The sequence below is a fragment of the Streptomyces sp. NPDC002018 genome (genome assembly GCF_042890865.1).
Classification (GTDB): Bacteria; Actinomycetota; Actinomycetes; order Streptomycetales; family Streptomycetaceae; genus Streptomyces.
Genome location: NZ_JBIASO010000002.1, coordinates 59,966 through 78,743, shown reverse-complemented (window position 1 = coordinate 78,743; position 18,778 = coordinate 59,966). Strand labels below are relative to the sequence as shown.

15 protein-coding genes and 1 pseudogene are annotated in these 18,778 nt (G+C 73.8%); 12 read left to right on the top strand and 4 right to left on the bottom strand.

Annotated features, from left to right (window positions below):
- Nucleotides 1-45 precede the first annotated feature (45 nt).
- Both ACFYYH_RS03830 and ACFYYH_RS03825 read left to right on the top strand, forming a co-directional pair.
- A complete protein-coding gene (locus ACFYYH_RS03830; protein WP_388545500.1) occupies nt 46-255 on the top strand; it encodes a helix-turn-helix domain-containing protein in 210 nt (69 codons plus the stop codon).
- A complete protein-coding gene (locus ACFYYH_RS03825) occupies nt 255-824 on the top strand; it encodes a Clp protease N-terminal domain-containing protein (RefSeq protein ID WP_388545497.1) in 570 nt (189 codons plus the stop codon). The genes ACFYYH_RS03830 and ACFYYH_RS03825 overlap by 1 nt, the downstream gene beginning before the upstream one ends.
- A gap of 28 nt (nt 825-852) precedes the next feature.
- Here ACFYYH_RS03825 and ACFYYH_RS03820 read toward each other — a convergent pair whose 3' ends face one another.
- Nucleotides 853-1,812 (bottom strand): NAD(P)-dependent alcohol dehydrogenase, encoded by a 960-nt coding sequence (locus ACFYYH_RS03820; protein ID WP_388545494.1) that lies wholly within the window; start codon nt 1,810-1,812, stop codon nt 853-855.
- Between the two features lie 103 nt (nt 1,813-1,915).
- Here ACFYYH_RS03820 and ACFYYH_RS03815 point away from each other — a divergent pair, with 103 nt between their 5' ends.
- Nucleotides 1,916-2,587, top strand: a complete 672-nt coding sequence (locus tag ACFYYH_RS03815) for a TetR/AcrR family transcriptional regulator (RefSeq protein WP_388545492.1) — start codon at nt 1,916-1,918, stop codon at nt 2,585-2,587.
- Nucleotides 2,588-2,875: 288 nt separating this feature from the next.
- A complete protein-coding gene (locus tag ACFYYH_RS03810; protein WP_388545491.1) occupies nt 2,876-4,786 on the top strand; it encodes a DUF305 domain-containing protein in 1,911 nt (636 codons plus the stop codon).
- Nucleotides 4,787-4,841: 55 nt separating this feature from the next.
- On the opposite strand, the gene ACFYYH_RS03805 is transcribed toward ACFYYH_RS03810, so the two are convergent.
- Together ACFYYH_RS03805 and ACFYYH_RS03800 are read right to left on the bottom strand one after the other, a co-directional pair.
- Nucleotides 4,842-5,876 (bottom strand): helix-turn-helix transcriptional regulator, encoded by a 1,035-nt coding sequence (locus tag ACFYYH_RS03805; RefSeq protein ID WP_388545488.1) that lies wholly within the window; start codon nt 5,874-5,876, stop codon nt 4,842-4,844.
- Nucleotide 5,877: 1 nt separating this feature from the next.
- A complete protein-coding gene (locus tag ACFYYH_RS03800; RefSeq protein WP_388545485.1) occupies nt 5,878-6,756 on the bottom strand; it encodes a DUF4097 domain-containing protein in 879 nt (292 codons plus the stop codon).
- Nucleotides 6,757-6,938: 182 nt separating this feature from the next.
- Here ACFYYH_RS03800 and ACFYYH_RS03795 point away from each other — a divergent pair, with 182 nt between their 5' ends.
- Nucleotides 6,939-7,829, top strand: a complete 891-nt coding sequence (locus tag ACFYYH_RS03795) for a hypothetical protein (protein ID WP_388545483.1) — start codon at nt 6,939-6,941, stop codon at nt 7,827-7,829.
- Here ACFYYH_RS03795 and ACFYYH_RS03790 read toward each other — a convergent pair.
- Complete coding sequence (locus ACFYYH_RS03790; RefSeq protein WP_014048295.1) at nt 7,753-7,932, bottom strand: DUF6104 family protein; 180 nt, start codon at nt 7,930-7,932, stop codon at nt 7,753-7,755. The genes ACFYYH_RS03795 and ACFYYH_RS03790 overlap by 77 nt on opposite strands.
- 171 nt (nt 7,933-8,103) lie before the next feature.
- Between ACFYYH_RS03790 and ACFYYH_RS03785 the strand changes: the two genes are divergently transcribed.
- The 7 genes and pseudogenes from ACFYYH_RS03785 to ACFYYH_RS03755 all read left to right on the top strand — a co-directional run bounded on the left by ACFYYH_RS03785 (nt 8,104) and on the right by ACFYYH_RS03755 (nt 18,723).
- On the top strand, nt 8,104-8,643 hold the full coding sequence (locus tag ACFYYH_RS03785; RefSeq protein ID WP_388545480.1) for a CU044_2847 family protein: 540 nt from the start codon (nt 8,104-8,106) through the stop codon (nt 8,641-8,643).
- Nucleotides 8,640-10,739, top strand: coding sequence for a trypsin-like peptidase domain-containing protein (locus ACFYYH_RS03780; protein ID WP_388545478.1), 2,100 nt, complete (start codon nt 8,640-8,642; stop codon nt 10,737-10,739). Before ACFYYH_RS03785 ends, ACFYYH_RS03780 begins: the two co-directional genes overlap by 4 nt.
- A 151-nt stretch (nt 10,740-10,890) precedes the next feature.
- Nucleotides 10,891-11,916 (top strand): AAA family ATPase, encoded by a 1,026-nt coding sequence (locus ACFYYH_RS03775; protein ID WP_388545476.1) that lies wholly within the window; start codon nt 10,891-10,893, stop codon nt 11,914-11,916.
- A gap of 7 nt (nt 11,917-11,923) precedes the next feature.
- Nucleotides 11,924-15,346: an SAV_2336 N-terminal domain-related protein gene (locus tag ACFYYH_RS03770; RefSeq protein WP_388545473.1), complete on the top strand. Its 3,423-nt coding sequence runs from the start codon at nt 11,924-11,926 to the stop codon at nt 15,344-15,346.
- A 37-nt stretch (nt 15,347-15,383) separates the two neighbouring features.
- The gene (fxsA, locus tag ACFYYH_RS03765; protein ID WP_388545470.1) at nt 15,384-15,575 is read left to right on the top strand and encodes an FxSxx-COOH cyclophane-containing RiPP peptide; all 192 of its coding nucleotides are present in this window, start codon (nt 15,384-15,386) and stop codon (nt 15,573-15,575) included.
- Nucleotides 15,576-15,937: 362 nt separating this feature from the next.
- Nucleotides 15,938-17,140, top strand: a pseudogene (locus tag ACFYYH_RS03760) (FxsB family cyclophane-forming radical SAM/SPASM peptide maturase); the annotation flags it as partial.
- 197 nt (nt 17,141-17,337) lie between these two features.
- Nucleotides 17,338-18,723 (top strand): aKG-HExxH-type peptide beta-hydroxylase, encoded by a 1,386-nt coding sequence (locus ACFYYH_RS03755; protein WP_388545467.1) that lies wholly within the window; start codon nt 17,338-17,340, stop codon nt 18,721-18,723.
- Nucleotides 18,724-18,778 lie beyond the last annotated feature (55 nt).

The window sequence follows — 18,778 nt, the reverse complement described above, 5'->3', positions numbered from 1 at the left end:
TCAACGTGGGTTGACGCTTCTCTAGTGTCAACGTAGATTGACACCATGACCGAAGCGACGGATCTCGCCGAACGGGCGGGCGACCACGACCCCCGGGTCGGGCTGAGGGCGGTCGCCGCGCTGCGGCGGCTGCTGGAGCGGCTCGAAGCCGTGCAGGTGCGCAACGCCCGTAACCAGGGCTGGTCGTGGCAGGAGATCGCGGATGTGCTGGGCGTCAGCCGGCAGGCCGCGCACAAGAAGTACGGGAGGCAGTGATGTTCGAACGTTTCTCGGAAGGCGCCCGTGCCGTGGTCACCGGGGCCGTCGGCCACGCGGAGCGCCTGGACGCCGGCCCGGTCACCGACGAGCACATGCTGCTCGCGCTGCTCGACCAGGAGGGAACGCGCGCGTCCTTCGCGTTCGCCTCCCTCGGGATACGGGACCGGCGCGCCTCCGTCGAGGGCGCTCTCGCGCAAGCGCGCCGGCAGGGCGGCCTGTCGAAGGCGGACACGGAGGCGCTGGCCGACCTGGGGATCGACGTGGACCGGATCGTCTCGGCGGTCGAGGCGGCGCACGGCGAGGGCGCGATGCGGGCCGGCGCGGCCGGCGGCGGGTCCGGGCGGTGGCGCCCGGTCCGCAAGGGCTTCAGTCCGGCCGCGAAGGGCGCGCTGGCGAAATCCCTGCGGATCGCGGCGGGCCGGCGCGACCGGCGCATCGACGACGCGCACATCCTGCTGGCCCTGAGCGCGCGGCCGGGTGTGGTGGCGGAGGTCCTGGCGGACCACGGTGCCACGTATCTCACGCTGGAACGGGCCATGTTCGGCGGTACGGGCCCGTCGGAGTGACCGGTGCGGGCGGCGCCTCGCCCGTACCTCACACGATCTGGATGATGTGCTTTCCCCGGACGCCTCCGGCCTCCAGCGCGCGGTGCGCGGCGGCGATCTCGGCGAGGGGACGCACGGTGTCCACCACGGGGCGGATCGCCCCGCTCTCCGCGTACCGGGTCAGCTCGGCGAACAGCTCGTGCCGTGGGTTGCCGCTGAAGAAGCGCACCCTGCGCGGCCCGTGGACGGCGGAGGCGAGCAGATAGAAGCCGCTGGCGGCGATGTGTTCGACGTCGAAGGCGATGGCCACCATGCGTCCGCCCGGGGACAGAAGCCGCCGGAAGGCGCGGTGGTCGGTGCCGACGGTGTCCAGGACGACATCGAAGGCGCCCAGGTCGGACGGTCCTGTCGTGGTGTAGCTGAGGACCTCGTCCGCCCCCAGGTCCTGGACGAAGCCGAGGTTCTTCGGGCCCGCCAGCGCGGTGACATGGGCGCCCAGCGCCTTGCCGAGCTGGACGGCGACACTGCCGACCCCGCCGCTGGCGCCCCGTACGAGAAGACGTTCGCCGGGCCGGAGCCGCGCCTTGGCGCGCAGGGCGGTGATGGCGGTGGTGCCGACGGGCAGGGAGGCGGCCTCCACCAGGGTCAGATTGGCGGGGGCCGGGGAGATCTGCCGGGGGCGGACGGCGACGTACTCGGCGGCGCTGCCGAACCGGCGCGGCAGGATCCCCCACACCCGGTCGCCCTCCCGCAGGCCCGTTCCGGCCACCGAGGCGTCCACCTCGGCGATCTCGCCCGCGAAGTCGATCCCCGTGCGCTGGGGGAAGCGGCGCCCGGTCACCAGCCGCACGCGCCCCGCCCGGCCGTGCAGTTCGCCGCCGTTGACACTGGCCGCGTGGACCCGGACCAGGACCTCGCCCCGTGCGAGGGCCGGTACGGGGACCCGGCCCTCGTAGAGCACCTCGGGAGGGCCGTACCGGTCGTAGAGCGCCGCGCGCATATCGGTCATGTCGTCTGTCCCGTTCTTGTAAGTGGTGGGGGTCCTCCACTTGGTTCTCCCAGGCTAACGGCGTAACCGGACGGCTCCTTCCACTTGGGCTAAAGTGAGAGACATGCCTGCTCAGCCCTCTCACAAGGACAGCGAGCCGGACGGGGACGCGGGGACGAGGGAGCTGCGCGCCGACGCCCGGCACAACCGCGACCGCATCCTCAGAGCCGCGCGCGAGGCCTATGCCGCTCAGGGGCTCGACGTCCCCGTCACCACGATCGCCCGCCGGGCCGGGGTCGGGGTCGCCACCCTCTACCGCCGGTTCCCGACCCGCGCCTCACTCGTGACCGAGGCCTTCGCCGAGCAGTTCTCGCTCTGTGTGTCGGTGCTCGACGAGGCGCTGGGGGACCCCGATCCCTGGCACGGATTCTGCTCCGCCGTCGAGAAGGTGTGCGCGATGCAGGCCGCCGACCGGGGCTTCACCGGCGCGTTCCTCTCCGAGTTCCCCGACAACGCCGGCTATCACCAGGAACGCACCCGCGCGGAGGAGGGCCTGGACGAGCTGGTGCGACGCGCGAAGGCATCCGGACAACTGCGCCAGGACTTCGACCGCAGCGACATCGCGCTGCTGCTCCTGGCCAACAGCGGCTTGGGGGGAGCGCCCACCGAGGCCTCGGCGGCCGCGTCGCGACGCCTGGTCGCCTATCTGCTCCAGTCCTTCCGGGCGGAGGGCGCCCGGCCGCTGCCCGCTCCCGCGCCGCTGGAACTGGCGCAGGTCCACGAGCCCGCGCCCTAGGGTCTGGCTGCCGGCGGGCCCGCGCCGGGGGTCCGGCCGTCAGTCTGGCCGTCTGTCCGCCGGACGCCTCCGGCACCACCGTCGGGGGCGCTCATCGGCCGCTTGTCCGGCGGGACTTGGCGATTCACTCCATTGCGTGTCTTGACAGGACATTTGTTCGTCATCTGCGAAGACTGGGCTCACCACTCGGTGGAGCAGCCATGACGGACGGCTGCCGAGGCGGAGCCACGATCGGGGGACGTCAGACATGTCGACCCGGCCCTGCCGGGCAGAGATGGAAGAGGTCCGATGAAAGTCAGCGTATTGCGCCGGCTGGGCGTGACCGGGACCGCCGGATGCCTCGCCCTGAGTCTGGTCGCGTGTCAGTCCGAGGGACAGCGGACGGCCGCGACACCGCGCGACCGTCCGTCCCACGCGAGCGCCCACGGCTCCTTCGCGCGGAAGATGGACGCGAGCATGAGAGCCATGATGGAAGCGATGGCGGTCCCCAGGACCGGCGACGCCGACCAGGACTTCGCGGCCATGATGATGCCGCACCACCAGGCCGCCGTCGACATGGCCAAGGCGGTCCTGGAACACGGCAAGGACCCCGTCCTGCGGCGGCTGGCCCACGAGATCATCGTCACGCAGCAGCAGGAGATCGGCGTGCTGAGAAGCCGCGTACCGAGCCGCGTGCCCGTGAAGCCTCCGCCCGGTGCGCGGCCCTCGCCGCGCGAGCCGATACGCGAGGGCGAGGAGTCCTCCGCGCACGGGGCCGGGACGGGGGCGGACGGGGTGATCCCGATCTCCAGCCAGGACCGGGTGTACACGTCCGACCAGACGTCCAACACCGTCTCCGTGATCGATCCCGCCGCCAACCGGCTGCTGGGCACGATCCGTCTCGGGGACCCCGTGCCCGGTGCGCTCAGCCCGCTGTACAGGAACCAACTGCTGGTGCACGGAGGGGGATTCTCGCCCGACCACAAGACCCTCGCCGTCGTCTCCATCGGGTCCAACTCGGTCTCGCTGATCGACACGGAGACGAACAAGGTCAAGGGCGTCGTCTATGTCGGACGCTCGCCGCACGAGACGTTCTTCACCCCCGACGGCAGGGAACTGTGGGCGACCGTACGGGGGGAGGACTACGTATCGGTGATCGACCCCGTGAAGATGACGGAGAAGCGCCGCGTCACCACGGCGAACGGCCCCGGAATGGTGCTGTTCCGGCCGGACGGCCGCTACGCCTTCGTCCCCTCCAGCTTCACCCCCGAGGTGGATGTGGTGGACACCCGGACGTACCGGGTCGTCGCCCGCGTCCCCCAGGCCAGCCCCTTCTCGCCCAACCTGGCCGTGAGCCGGGACGGCACCGAGGTCTGGTTCACGCTGAAGGACTCCGGCAAGACCCAGGTGATGAGCGCCCGGCCGCCCTTCCGCATCCTCTCGACGATCGACAGCGGGCCGATCACCAACCACGTCACGCTCGTCGACAACGCCAAGGGGAAGTTCGGCTATGTGACGGTGGGCGGGGAGAACCTGGTGAAGGTCTACCGGCGGGGCAGGACGCCGACCCTGGCGGCCACCATCCGCACCGGGGACCTGCCGCACGGCATCTGGGTGTCCGGTGACGGCACCCGGGTCTATGTCGGGCTGGAGAACCAGGACGCCGTGATCGCCGTCGACACGCTGGAGAACAAGGTGATCGCCACGATTCCGGTCGGGCAGCAGCCGCAGCAGTTGCTCTATGTCCCCCGGGCCGTCACCTCCGGCACGGGGACGGCCAACCTCCAGCCCCTCGGGGTCGCGGGCCAGGCCGGCCACCTCACACTGAGGGCGCCGAAGGGCAGCGGCGGCCGGGCGCACGCGACCGTGTCCGTGAACGCGCTCGGGGCCCTGGACCTGCTCCAGGTCGCGGCGACCGGCCTGGAGCCCGGCAAGGACTACACGCTCTGGCTCACGGAGAACCGGACGGCGCCGTTCGGCCGCAAGGAGGCACTCACCATGTTCACCACGAATGTGGCGGGTGCTCAGGTCAGCCAGGCGATCGGGCTGTTGCGCGAGGTGCTGACCCCGCCGGAGCCGGCGAAGTCCGCCGCACGGGAGCGGTTCCTGATCATCACACCGAAGGGCGGCGATGTCCCGCTGGCGGTCCAGGACCGCTACACCCCGATGCCGTTCCCGCCGGGCCCGTCGCCGGACCCGGCCCCCGCCGCGGGCCGCTGAAGGACACGCGGCGGGAAGCCCCGTGCCGGGACGACCGGCACGGGGCCTGCGCCCGTCAGCTCCCGGGCGTCCGCAGCACCGCGCCGATATGGGCCGCCGCCGTGGACAGATGGCGGCGGGCGTCGGCGAGCTGGGCAGGGGTGACGCCGTGGTCCCGCGCCGCGTCGCGGATGTCGTCCCGGAAGCGGTCCAGCAGACGCTCCAGATCCCGGGCCGGGTCGCCCGTCCCGGGGGTGTCCTCGGCCCACGCGGAGTCATACGCCCGCTCCCCGGGCCCCGTCCGCGCGGTGCCCTCCGCGGATTCCGCGGATTCCGCAGTCTCCGCGGACGCCGCGGATTCCGTGGGCTTCGTGTGTTCCGCCGGCCCGGACTTGGCGCCGCGGGCCAGCCCGCCCAGTTGCCCGGCCAGTTCCGAGAGGCCCTCGCGCACGCCTGTGGGCCAGTCACCGCGCAGGAAGTGGTCCTGCACCTGGTCCTGGACCTGCTTCGCGATGCGCTGCATCTCCTGACGGGCCGTCTCCTGGGCCTCCTTGGCCTGACGGCGCGCCTGCTGCGCGTCCTCGCGGGCCCGGCGGGACTCGTCCTTGGCGCGGCGGGCCTGCTCCTTCCACTCCTGCTTCGCGCGCTTCAGCTCCTCCTTGGCCGCGCGCCACGACTCGCTGTCCGCGAACGCCGTGTCCCAGTCCGTCCGCGTACCGCCCTTGCGGGTCTCCGAGGCCGCCGCGCGCATCTCGCTGCGCAGTTGTCCCGCCGCGCCGCGTACGTCGGCGCGTATCTCCGCGGCCAGTTCGGAGACCGACTCACGGATCTCCAGCTCCAGATCGGCCAGTTCGCCGCCGCGGCCCGCCAGTTCGGCACGGCCCGCGTCGGTGATCGAGTACACCTTGCGGCCGCCCTCGGTGGCATGGGTGACCAGACCCTCGGCCTCCAGCTTGGCGAGCCGGGGATAGACGGTGCCGGCGGACGGCGCGTACAGGCCCTGGAAACGCTCCTCCAGCAGCCGGATCACCTCGTACCCGTGGCGTGGCGCCTCGTCGAGGAGCTTGAGCAGATAGAGCCGGAGTCGGCCATGGGCGAAGACCGGGGGCATGTCAGAACTCCTTCGCGTCGGTCGGCATCGCGTCGGCCGGTCCGTACTCCGCCGGCGGCCTTCTCAGCAGCGCGATCGAACCCGACACCGTCGTCGCCCTGAGTGTGCCCGTGCCCGCCCCCAGTGTGCCGGTGATCCGCTTCGCCCCCCACTGCCCGCTGACCCGGAGATCCTCGAACGCGTTGGCCACCCGCCCGCTCGCCGTGTTCGCCTCGACCCGCGCGTCCGCGGGATGCGGCAGCCGGATCGCGACCCCGCCCGAGACCGAGGCCAGCTTGATGTCCGTGGGCCGGTCCGCCGGTTCGAGATCGATGACCATGTCGCCGCTGACGGACTCCGCGCGTACGGAGGACCCGGCGCCCTCGACCACCGTCAGATCGCCCGAGACCGAGGTGAAGCGGAGGTCCCCGGTGACGGCCTGCGCCTCCAGGCTTCCGGAGACGGTGTCGGCGCGCACCTCGCCGGACAGCCCGACGAGTGTGGTGTCGCCGCTGACCCCGCGGACATCGGTGCGGCCCCGCATCCCGGAGACCACGGCCCCCGCGCCGACCACTCCGACCTCGACCGCCGTGCCCGACGGGACGGTGAGGGAGACCACGGCGCTGCGGTGCCGGCCCTTGCCGTCGAGCCACTTGAGGAAGCCCTGCCAAGGCAGGTCCCCATAGGCCACGGTGAGGGTGGAGCCGCTGCGGGTCACCGTCAGCGGCGGTCCCTCGACACCGGAGATCTCCAGCCGGGCGCCGCCCCGGCCGTGCGGCGCGGCCTCGTCGGAGCCGACGACATTGACCGTCCCGTTGACGATACGCACATGGAGCGCCGTCACCGGGTCGTCGAAGGTGAGCTTCGTCGGCTCGGCGACTTCCCAGGTCGACTCGGGCATGGTGCTGACCTCCCAGGGCCTGCCTCGACGCAACATATCGCGTCTCTTGGGTGAACACGATATATCGCGGTTTTGGGAAGTCAAGGCCGGGTGGCCGAACCCCCGGGGGAAGCCAGGGGAACCCGGAGGCACTTGGCAGACATAGCGCTCATATCCGAGCGAAGTGGCCTAGCGTAAGGGTCATGAACGCGACTTCCGTGGGGGCTCTGCTGCTCTGCCGGGCCGAGCCGGCGGTGGTACGGCCCGCCGCCCATCTGCTCCGTGAACGGATGCTGCTCGCCCCGGCGGGCCCCGGCTGGAGCGTGCTGGTGCCCGAGGGGAAACCCTGGCGGGACGGGGGTGAACCGGTCGACCGCGTCGTCGCCGGCTGGGCCTCCGCGCTCGCCGTCGGCGCCGACTGGCCGGTGCTCGCGCTGTGGTGGGACGCGGACCGCGCCGGGTTCACGCTGGCGGCCGGCTTCCGCCGTACGGTCGGCTACGTCTGGCTGGCGGACGGCACCCCGGTGGGCGAGGACGAGGCGATGCGCACGTTCACGGCCCGGCTCGACCTCGATCCCGTACTGGACCTCCCGGCCCTGGAACCGCTGACCCGTCAGGACCCGGCGGCCGACTCCCGTGACCGGCTCCTCACGTTCACCGCGTATCTCTCCCGGGCCGGGATCGTGCTCCCCGTTGGGCTCAGCCCGGGGGAACCGGCCGACCGGCTGCGCGAGGTGGCGCGGATCCAGCCGGGCGCCGAGCAGGTGGAGTGGGCGGGCTGGCGCGACACCGTACGGGCCGAACTGGACACCGTCGAGGAGGGGCCGCTCGGGCCCTGGCTGCGCGGCCCCCGGGCCCGGCTGGCGGGTACGTGCCAGCTCGCCGCCGGTGTTCCGCTGGTGCTCTGGGCGGCCCGCCACCGCAGCACGGGATGGGCCTTCGCCGGAGCCCTGCTGATGGCGCAGGGGATGGTGGTCCTCGCGTACGACAGCCTGCGCGCCGGAACCGTGCGGACGGTCACTCGTCCTCGTCGTCGTCCAGCCGGGCCAGCCAGGTCGCCAGCCTTTCGACCGGTACCTCGAAGTCGGGATTGAGGTCGACGAACGTACGGAGCTGCTCGGCCAGCCACTCGAACGTGACCTCCTCCTCGCCGCGCCGCTTCTCCAGTTCCTCGATCCCACGGTCGGTGAAGTACATGGCGAACAGCCTAGTGCCTGGTGAAGGGCGGTGCCGTGGCCGCGGGCCCGGCCCCGGGCCCGGCCGGGGCCGCCGGGAACCGCCCGGGGCCGAATCGCCGTCCTCCCCCATTGCCTCGCTTCGGCTGTGTACTGCCGTTAACCTGCGGGGAATTGGGGGAACGGGGGCGTCATGGACGACGGAGAAGTCCGTATCACCCGCATCGAGATGCCTGACGGCACGCCCGTATGGGCCCGGATCTCCGGTGCCGAGGAGCTGGGGCGGCCCTCCGGGGGCCTGACCTACTCGGACACCGGATTCGCCGATCAGGTGCAGGCGCGGGTGGAGAGTCTGCAAGGGGTGGTCACCAGCGTCGCGCGGTCGCTGGTGGGACCGCTGAGGGCGGTGCGGCCCGACGAGGTCAGCATCGAGTTCGGCATCGAACTGACCGCCAAGTCCGGCAAGGTCGTGGGACTGCTCGCGGACGGTGAGGCGAAGGGGGCGATCAAGGTGACCCTCACCTGGAACAACGGCGGACCGCCCGCCGATCTGTCGGCGCCGCCCCTCGTGCCTCCCCAGGCCGTGGCAGGGGCGGCGGGCACTCCACCGGCGGGCATCCAGCCGGGGGGCGCACCCTCCGTGACACCGCCCGGTTCCGCGCCCGGGGGCGCACCACCCGGCGCACCGGCGCATCCCGGCGGGCCCACGCCTCCGGCCGGGAACGGACCATGATCGACGGGTACGGCCGGGGTGCGCCGGGCGCCTCGGACGAGACCCGGCGTGCGCTCATGGACCTCGTCATGGCGGCCACCGTGCGCATCCATGACCCGGCGCACGGGTATGCCCCTGAGGGACCGGGCGGCGGCTTCCTGGGGAGCGGCTTCTTCATCGCCCCGAGCTGGGTTCTCACATGTGCCCATGTGGCGATGCAGGGGGAGGGGCGGGACGTGACGGTGGTGTTCGAGATCGGTCCCGGCAGTGGTGAGTCCTCGGTGGCGGGCTCCGTGGTCGCGGCGCTGCCCGAGCCGCCGCGCGACGCGCTCTCGGCCCGCTCGTTCGGCTCGCCGGGCTCCTGGCCGGGCCCCGATCTGGCGCTCATCCGGCTCGGCAGACCCGTCGAACACCCCTGTGTTTATGTCACCGAGCGGCCCGCGGCCTTCTTCGGCGGCGGCCAGGTGTTCTACTCCGGCTGGACGGAAGTGGGCGGGCGGCTGAAGCGGCTCTACGGACAGTGTGCCGTGCAGGGTACGGTCGGCGGCTGGGCCGATCCGGACGAGCAGATGCGGCTCGGCGGGGACATACTGCCGCCGGGGGTCTCCGGGGGACCCACCGTCGACCCGGCCCGCGGCGAGGTGGTCGGGGTCCTCAAGTCGCAGCTCGTCGGCGGCCTCGGCGGCACATCGATCGGTGTCGAGCGGCTGCGTTCGCTGCCGGTGCCCGCCGCGATGGCCGGAGCCGAGTCCGACGACGACTACCAGGCCCTGTTCCACGCCCATGACCGCTATCACGCGGACCGGCACACCAGCCGGGTGGGCACCGGCCGCACCTGGGCCGATGTGCAGAGCGGACTCGGCGCGGGCGCCGACCGCGCGCTCACCCCCCAGCAGCGCATCCTCCTGCTCGGCCGGCTCGCCGAGCTGCCGCCGCCGGTCTCCACCCACAGCCTGCTCGATCTGCTCGTCCGGCTGCCGAACGTCCACTCGGTCGACCGCTATCCGGCGCCGCGGAGCTGGCGGGACGGGCTCGGCGCGCTGTACGAGACCCGGGGCGGGGAGGCCGCCCTCGAACTCGTCCTGCGGTACTGCATGAGCGTCATCTCCGCCGAGCGTCCCTATGTCACCCACTCCACACCGGCGGCCGAGGAGGCGCTCTGGGACTGGGTGAAGCGGATGGCCGACGACCGGCTCTCCCGGGAGTTCCGCAACGAGATCACCCGGCTCTGGTCCGCCGCGCGCCACCGCACCGACCGCGCGCAGCGGCGCGCGTCCCCGGCGTACGGGGAGCGGCCGGTGGACGGCGAGGGCCCGTTCGTCCTGCTGGAGCTGGAGCCGCGCGGCTGGGAGCGGGACAGCTACGACTGGCGGGTCGGCGTCGCCCGGCACACCGGCGAGGTGCTGCCCGTCAGGGAGGACAGCAGGGGCACCCCGGGCCAGGAGCTGCCGGTCCGGCTCGCCGCCGCGCTGACCGAGGCGTTCCGCCGCTGCGACGAACCGGACAACCCCGCGGTGCTCCAGGTCGCCGTCGTCCAGGCGCAGCTCGGTCTGGAGGTCGACCGCTGGCAGTTGTCGCCGGACGAGCCGCCGCTCGGCACCGTACGCCCGGTGGTGGTCCGCTCCTCGAACCAGGAGCCGCCGCTCTCCGAGGACGAGGCGCGCGAGCGCAGGGCGCGGTGGAACCGCACCTGGAGCGTGGCGATGCGGGCCGAGGTCCTCGACTGCGAGGACGGACTGCGGGTACCCGTACCGACGGAGGAGGATCTGCGGGCGCTGGCCCACGAGACCGTGCCCGTGCTCTGCCGCTACGGGGACCGGCCCGACGGCGAGACCGCGGCCGGGCTGGGGCGGGTGGTGCGCGGGGGCTTCCACATCGCGCTGCTGCGCCGTGGCGAGGACCGGCCGGACATCGTCTGCGCGGACTTCCACCGCCGGGCCGTGGACACCGTCGCCGAGGCCGGGACGGCCGATCAGCTCCCGCGCAGGATCCAGGAGCTGAGACGCGGAGTGCGCGCCGGCCGGGCGGAGATGTACTGGTCGGACGGCGTGGCGCTCTACTACGACGACCCGCACCACCCCCTGCCCGGCTCGGGACAGTTGCTGGAGGCGCCGTGAACGGGCCCGCGCCGCGGCCTCTTACGGGGCCGACGCCGGATCGCTACGGTGATGCACGGTGTCCCCGCGGCCCTGCCCGGGGCGACGCGCGTCCGGCTCTTCCGACTGCCCCAGACCGCCCCGGCGGACGAGTGACGATGAGGAACACGTGATGAGTGAACCCGGCGAGTGGCTCATCTACCGAGGGGCGGGCGAACCGCACGGAGGCATCACCCAGCTTCCGCCGCCGCCGCCCTGGCGGGACTTCGCGGGCAGGGACGACACCGCGTCGGACGGTTCCGCCGACCGCAGGCTCGGCGGCTACCGGCACGAGGCGGAGCTGCACCGGCCGGGCGCGGAGGAGCTGGAGATGATCAACGCCGCGCTCTATCTGCGGCGCCCGCTGCTGGTCACCGGGAGTCCCGGCGCGGGCAAGAGCACCCTGGCCCACTCCGTCGCCCATGAGCTGGGGCTCGGCCGGGTGCTGCGCTGGCCCATCGTCAGCCGCTCCACGCTGCTGGAGGGGCTCTACCACTACGACGCGATCGCCCGGCTCCAGGATGTGCAGATCGCCGCGCATCACGCCGCGTCGGGGCCGGACGGCGCGGAGCGCCAGGACCCGTCGGCGGACATCGGCAGCTATATCCGGCTCGGCCCCCTCGGCACCGCCCTGCTCCCCTCCGAGCTGCCCCGCGTGCTGCTCATCGACGAGCTGGACAAGAGCGACATCGATCTGCCGAACGACCTGCTCAATGTGCTGGAGGAGGGCGAGTTCGGCATACCGGAACTGGAGCGCATCGCCGACCGGCTGCCCGACGGCGAGGCCGAGGTGCTCACCGACGACGGCACGAAGGTGAAGGTGAGGGGCGGCCGGGTGCAGTGCCGGGCCTTCCCCTTCGTCGTCCTCACCAGCAACGGCGAGCGCGACTTCCCGGCGCCGCTGATGCGCCGCTGTATCCATCTGGAGCTGGGCCGCCCCGACCACCAGCGGCTCGCCACCTTCGTACGGGCCCATCTCGGTGACGAGGCGGCCCGCGCGGGCGACGATCTCATCGCCCACTTCCTGGAGCGCTCACGCAGCGAGCTGATCTCCACCGACCAGCTCCTGAACGCGATCTATCTCACCGACGCCGCCGCCCCGGCCGGCCGGGACCGGCTCGCCGACCTGCTCATCCAGCGACTCGACCGGCCGAGGTGATGCGCTGATGCCCGACGTCACGGCACGGCACGGCCCGGACAGCGAGCCGGGACCGGGACGAGGGCATGCCCCGGAGCGGCTTCACGCGGACGGCCGGCCGCCCTACGACGGCGCCCTGCTGACCGCGCTCGTCGTCCGGCTGCGCGAAGCGGGTCTCGACCCCGACGCCGAACAGCTCTGCGACGCCATCTGGCTGGCCGGCCAGACCGGCGGCGGCCGGCCGGGACAGCCGTCCGGCGAGGAGGGCGTGGGGGGCGAGGCACGTTCCGGTCCCGGTGCCGCGGACCCGTCGGCGCCGTCCGTCACCCGGCCGGGCGAGCCGGGCCCCACGGGCGAGGACGGCCCGGTGGACGAGCCGTTCGCGCGGCCCGACCCGCCGGACCCCGACCGCCGGATCGCGCTCTATCCCGTACCGCGCGACCACGGGCCGGGGACGCGTTCCGGCGGCGCGTCCGCCGCGCTCACCCTCGGTGTGCCCGCGGCGCCCGCGCTGCCCGCGCCGCTCGAACTCCAGCGTGCCCTGCGCCCGCTCCAGCGGTACCGTCCCGCCGTGCCGCCATTGCGCCGTACCCTAGACGAGGTGGCGACCGTTGAACTCAGCGCCCGTGCCGGCGGGCTGATCATCCCGGTGTTCCGCGGGGTGTCCCGGGCGGACGCGCTCCTCCAGTTCGTCATGGACACCTCGTCGTCCATGCGGGTGTGGGAGCGGCTCTTCGGCGAACTCCAGCAGATCTTCGGCCAGTTGGGTGCCTTCCGGGATGTGCAGGTGCGCTATCTGCACCAGGGCCCCGACGGAGCGCCCGCCGTCAGCAGGAGCCCCGACCCGGCCGCCGCGCCCCTCAGCTCCGCCGACCGGCTCAGCGATCCGACCGGACGCCGGGTCACCGTGGTCGTCAGCGACTGCGCGGGACCGCTCTGGCACAGCGGACGCGCCCACCGGCTGCTGCACCAGCTCGGCCGCCAGGCCCCCACCGCCGTACTGCAACCGCTACCGCAGCGCATGTGGAACCGCACCCGGCTGCCCGTCACCTACGGGGTGCTCTCCCGGGGCGAAGGGCTCGCCGGAGCCGCCGTCCTGAAGGTCAGTGACGAGACGGCGGCGGGCCCCGCGGCCCACCCCGGCGCCCTCGCCATCCCCGTACTGCCGCCGGTCGCGGGCGCGCTCGGCGCCTGGGCCCGGCTGCTGTCGGGCACCGGCGCGGGCCGGATCTCCGGCGCCGTCGGCTGGGTGCGCGCCGACCATCCCGCCGCGCCCCCGCCGCGCCCCGGCGACCGCATGTCCTCGCTCCAGCTCGTCAGCCGGTTCCGCTCGGCGGCCTCCCCGGTCGCCGGACAGCTCGCCGTCTATCTCGCGGCGGCCCCGCTCTACCTCCCGGTGATGCAGCTCGTCCAGCGGACGATGCTGCCCGACTCCGGTCCCTCCGAACTCGCCGAGGTGCTGCTCAGCGGGCTGCTCTCGCGCAGCAAGAGCGACAGCGCCGAGGACGGGCCCTGGTACGAGTTCGCCCCCGGCGTGCAGGAGGCGCTGCTGGGACCGCTGGGACGCGACGAGGCGATGCTCGTCCTCAAGCACTGCTCGGAGTACATAGAGCAGCGGTTCGGCAGAGGCGGCCCGAACTTCCCGGCGCTGGCGCTCGCCCAGCTCGGTGACGGCAGCCATGGACCGCTCTTCCCGCGCGGCAGCCTCGACGACGACGGCGCGTTCGCCGCCGACGGCGCCGATGGCGCGGACGCCGGGGACGGCGCGGAAGCGGGCGGCGACGGACAGCGTGCCCCGCATCCCTTCGCCGAGGTGGCGGCGCGGGTGCTGGAGCGCTTCATGCCGCTGCCCGAGCAGTTCGACGGCGACCCGGGCGGAGCCGGTCCCGAGGACCGGACCACGAACGCCGCCGTGGAGAGCGCCCGTGAACTGCTGCGCCAGTTCGAGTCGGACGGCATGGTGCAGTATCTGATCGACGCCGTGCAGCAGCTCCGCGGCGCCACCGAGCGCGAGGCGCCGGGCGCCGCCGACCCCGAGCTGTGGGCCGAGTCCGCCCGCTGTCTGCTGCGGCTGTGGGAGGTGCAGGGCGGCGGGGAACTGCTGCGTGAGGCGGTACGGGCGGCCGAACGGGCCGCCGCCCACCCCCGGGCCGTAAGGGAACGGGCCGTACTGGCCCAGGTGCTGCACGCGGCGGCCGACGACCGGCGCCGGCGCGGCGACCGGCGGGGCGCGCTGGAACTGCTGCGCCGCGCCGACCGCGAGTACACCGTCGCCTGCGCGGCACCCGGTCTGGAGCCCGGCGAGGCGCTGCGGCTCACCCTGGAGCGGGTGCGCGCCCTGGAGGCGCAGTGGCGCCTCGGCGGTGACAGCGCGCTCCTCCAGGGCGCGATCGGCATGCTGGAGGCGTTCGCCGACGTCTGGCCCGACCAGGAGAACCGCCCGGCCGGACTGCCCCTGGCGCACGGCCGCACCCTGCTGCGGCTGTCCGGGGCGACCGGCGACACCGAACAGGCCCAGGTGTACGCGACCCAGGCCGCGCGCTCGCTGCGCAAGGCCCTGGCCCCCGGCTCGGGAGCGCACACCGTGTCCACCCAGGCCAGGATCCTGCTCGACCTGGTGGACGCCCTGCTGCGGTCGGGCGAAGGGCTGGAGGAGGCCGGAACCTTGATCGAACAGTCGCTGGCGACGGTCCGGGACGAGCGGCTGCTCGCCTCGCTCAGGGCGCGCGCGGGCCGGGTGGGCATCGCGCGGTACGAACGCTCCGGCGACCCCGGGGACCTGGAGGAGGCCGCCGAGTGCTTCGCCCGCGCGGTCCGCGGCACCGCCCGTGACTCCCGCGCCCACGCGGATCTCCTCGCCGAATGGGGCGCCACCCTGCTGCGCCGCGCCGAACTGCCGGACGGCGCCCCGTACACCGGAGCCGCGGTACGGGTGCTGCGCGACTGCCGTACGGAGACGGCGACGGGCACCGCGCGCCAGGCCGAACGGCTGCTGATGCTGGGACAGGCGCTGATGCTGCGCCACCGGATCAACGACGACCGGGTGGATCTGCGGGAGGCCGAGCATCTCTTCGGTCTCGCGGCCCAGGAGGCGAACGAGCCGCTGACCGAGGCCCGTTGCTGGCTGGAGCTGGGACGCTCCCATCTCGACGCGTACCGCACCCTGCGCCGGCCGGCCCGGCTGGACGACGCGGCCGAGGCGTTCCGGGACGCGGCGGACGCGGCCAGGACGGCGGAGGAGGAACTGGAGAGTCCGCAACAGCGGCTGCGTGCCGTCGGATTGCGTGCTGAAGCGAACCACTGGCGGGGTATGACATACGAGAGAGCGGGACGGCCCCGGGCCGCGCGTGAGGCATACCGGGCGGCCCGTACGGAATGGCGCAAGCTGCCGGACGGCGGTGGTGTGACGGCCAGGTCGACCATGGAGCGGCTGGCCGAGCTGGAGCGCTGAGCCGGGCGCTCCACGACAGGGGTTACGGGGAGATGTGATGAGCGAGATGACGCACGGCGCGGGGGCCGCGACGCCGGACGGCGGTGGCGGCCTGCCCGACCTGCTGGCACTGGACCTGGAGACGCTGCGGACCCTCGACCACCCGGTGCTCGCCGAGGTGGTGGCGGATCTGCGGGGCAGGGAGGACCAGCCCCGGGAAATGCTGTGGGGCTTCAACAACGCCTTCTGAGAAGGCACTTCGTACACCGTTTCGGTCCGGGACACCGCTGAACCGGTCAACCTCGCCACGGTGGGTTTGTCTCCCCGGTCATCCTGGGAACCACGCCCCGGCCAGGCGACAGCGGCTGCCCCGGACAGGCGGCCACGGCTGCCCAGACGCCGTACATCATGGGGGTTCCGGACGTGTCTCGACGGGGGATGCCGCGCGCGGGTGCGGGCCCGTATCCCGTGACAGGGGCGCCCGTTGCCGGGACCGCCACGGCCAGGGCTCCCGCACCGGGCCCACCGGGCCGCCCCGCGGTCCGGGAGCCCGCGCCGGGTACGCCCGTGCCGGGTACGCCTGTGCCGGGTATGCCTGTGCCGGGTACGCCTGTGCCGGGTACGGCCGTGCCGGGTACGCCGCCCGTGGGCCGGGAGCCCGTGCCCTTCGGGCAGTTCATCGTCAAGGTGCACGGCCGGTGCAATCTCGCCTGCCGCTACTGCTATCTGTACGAGGGCCCCGACCGGACCTGGCGCGACCGCCCGGCCGCCGCCCCGCCCGAGGTCCTGGACCACGCCGCCACCCGGATCGCCGAGCACGCGGACGCGCACGGGCTGGACGAACTCGCCCTCGTCCTGCACGGCGGTGAGCCGCTGCTCGCCGGCGCCGCCCGGCTGGCCTCCTTCACCGGTCTCGTCCGCGAGCGCGCGGGCCCCGGGCGTACGGTCCACGCCACCGTGCAGACCAACGCCACCCTGCTCACCGAGCGCAGGATCGCCACCCTCGCCCGGCACGCGATCCGCGTCGGCGTCAGTCTCGACGGCGGTCTGCCCGCGCACAACACGCTCCGCACCGACCACGCGGGGCGCCCCTCCTGGCCCGCCGCCGCGCGCGGCGCGCGTCTCCTCGCGGCGCACCACCCCGAGGCGTACGCGGGCATCCTCACCGTGGTCGACCCGCGGACCGACCCGGTCGAGATGTACGAATCCCTGCTGGAGCTGCGCCCGCCCGCGCTCGATCTGCTGCTGCCGCACGGCAACTGGACCACGCCGCCGCCCGGTCTGCCCGCCATGGACCCGGGGCGCCAGGGTCCCGGCGCCGGCCGTCCCACCCCGTACGGCGACTGGCTGAGCACGGTCTTCGACCGCTGGTGGTCGGCGGGCCGCAGGGAGACCAGGATCCGGCTCTTCGAGGAGTGCCTCGCGCTGCTGCTGGGGCTGCCCGCCGCCACCGAGTCCCTCGGACTCGATCCGGTCAACGCCGTCGTGGTCGAGACCGACGGCGCCATCGAACAGGTCGACTCGCTCAAGTCCGCCTACGACACCGCCGCCGCCACCGGGCTCGACGTCTTCCGCCACTCCTTCGACGACGCCCTGCGCCACCCCGGGGTCGCCGCCCGGCAGGCGGGCGCGGCGGCGCTCGCGGCCGGCTGCCTGAGCTGCCCCCTGCTCACCGTGTGCGGCGGCGGCCACTACGCCCACCGCTACCGTGCGGGCGACGGCTTCAGCCACCCCTCCGTCTACTGCGCCGATCTGGAGCGCCTGATCCGCCATGTGGCGGCCAGGCTCACCGAAGCGGCCACGGGGGCGGCGAGGACCGCCCCGGCCCCCGCCGCCACCCCGGCCTTCGGTCCCGCCGCCTCCGCCGCCACCCCGGCCTTCGGTCCCGCCGCCTCCGCCGCCATCCCGGCCGTTGCCTCCGCCGCCATCCCGGCCGTTGCCTCCGCCGCCACTCCGGCCGTCGCCCCCGCCGCCATCCCGGCCCCGGCCGCGTCGATCGCGGGAGGTTCCCGGTGAGCCCCGCCGTACCGGAGACCGTGCTGCGCGAACTCGGCCGTACCGAAGGCGGATCCGAGGCCCTCGGACTGCTCGTGCGCGACCAGCACACCCGCCGTCTCGTCCTGCTGCGCGCCCTGCTCGACGCCGCCGGGGCCGCGTCCTCCGCCGTCTGTCCGCCCGGGGCACTCGACCGGCTGCGCCGGGACTGGACGCTGCTGGAGGCCGCGGAACGGGCCGACCGGGCCGCCGTGCGGACCGTTCTGCTCTATCCGCTGGCCGGTCCCTGGGCGCAGCGCTGTCTGCGGGGTCTCACCGCCGCCGGGCCCACCCCCGAACTCGCCGCCGATCTCGCCCACTTCAGCGCGCTCGCGGCCGCCGCCGCCATCCGCGCCCGACTGCCCTTCACCGCGCGCCTGACGGCTTATGACGGGCTGCTCGCGCTGCCGACCCTGGGCGCGCTGCGCACCGAACCGGGACCGCCCGTACCGGTCGAAACGGAGCTGTCCGAGGACCGGGTGACGTTCCGTCAGGCCGGTGCCGGGCCCGTCACCGTACGGCTCACCCCCGACGGCGCGCGCGCCGGTGACCCGCGCTGGCTGCCCGTGCTCACGCTGGCCGCCGTACGTCCCGGTGCCGCGCCCGTACCGCTGGACGACCTCGATCCGTACCGTACGGCGGGCACCCGGCTGGAGCGGTTCGGGCTGTCCGCCGTCACCAGCCTCAACAGCACCCACCGCTCGGCGTGGGAGCGGTCCTGGGCACAGGTGGAGCCGCTGCTGAGGATCGGCGGCCCGCACCGCGCCGAGGAGACCGCCACCCTGCTGCACTGTCTGGTCCCGCTCTCGCCGCCGCCCGGCTCCGCGCCCTCCGGCGACGGGTCCGCGCAGTGCAGCGGCACCCGGCGCGAGGCGTTCGGCGCGGTCCTCACCAGCCGGCCCGCCACCCCCGCCTTCTTCGCCTCGACCCTGGTGCACGAGCTCCAGCACACCAAGCTCGCCGCGCTCGCCACCCTCGTCCCGCTCCACCACGAGGACGCCTCACCACGGCACTTCGCCCCCTGGCGCTCCGATCCACGGCCCTTCGACGGGCTCCTCCAGGGCGCGTTCTCCCATATCGCGCTCGCCGACTTCTGGCAGCGCGTCGCCCTGGGCGCGGAGCGCCTCGCCGTCCGCGACCAGGCGTGGGCCGAGCACGCGCGCTGCCGTGAACAGGTCGGCGCGGTGCTGCCGGTGCTGGCCGCCTCCGGGGCGCTCACCCCCGAGGGGCGCGTCCTCGTCAACGAGATGATCACGGTGTACCACCGGCTGGCGGACACCCCTCCGCCGCCGGGACACCTCACCCGGGCCATGGCATATGTCCGTACGGCCCGCACGATCTGGCGCCAAAGGAACGGAACGTGAAGCGGCGCGCCCGAGGATGGGATCCGGGGGCTCCGGGGTATGTTAAAAGGGCGTA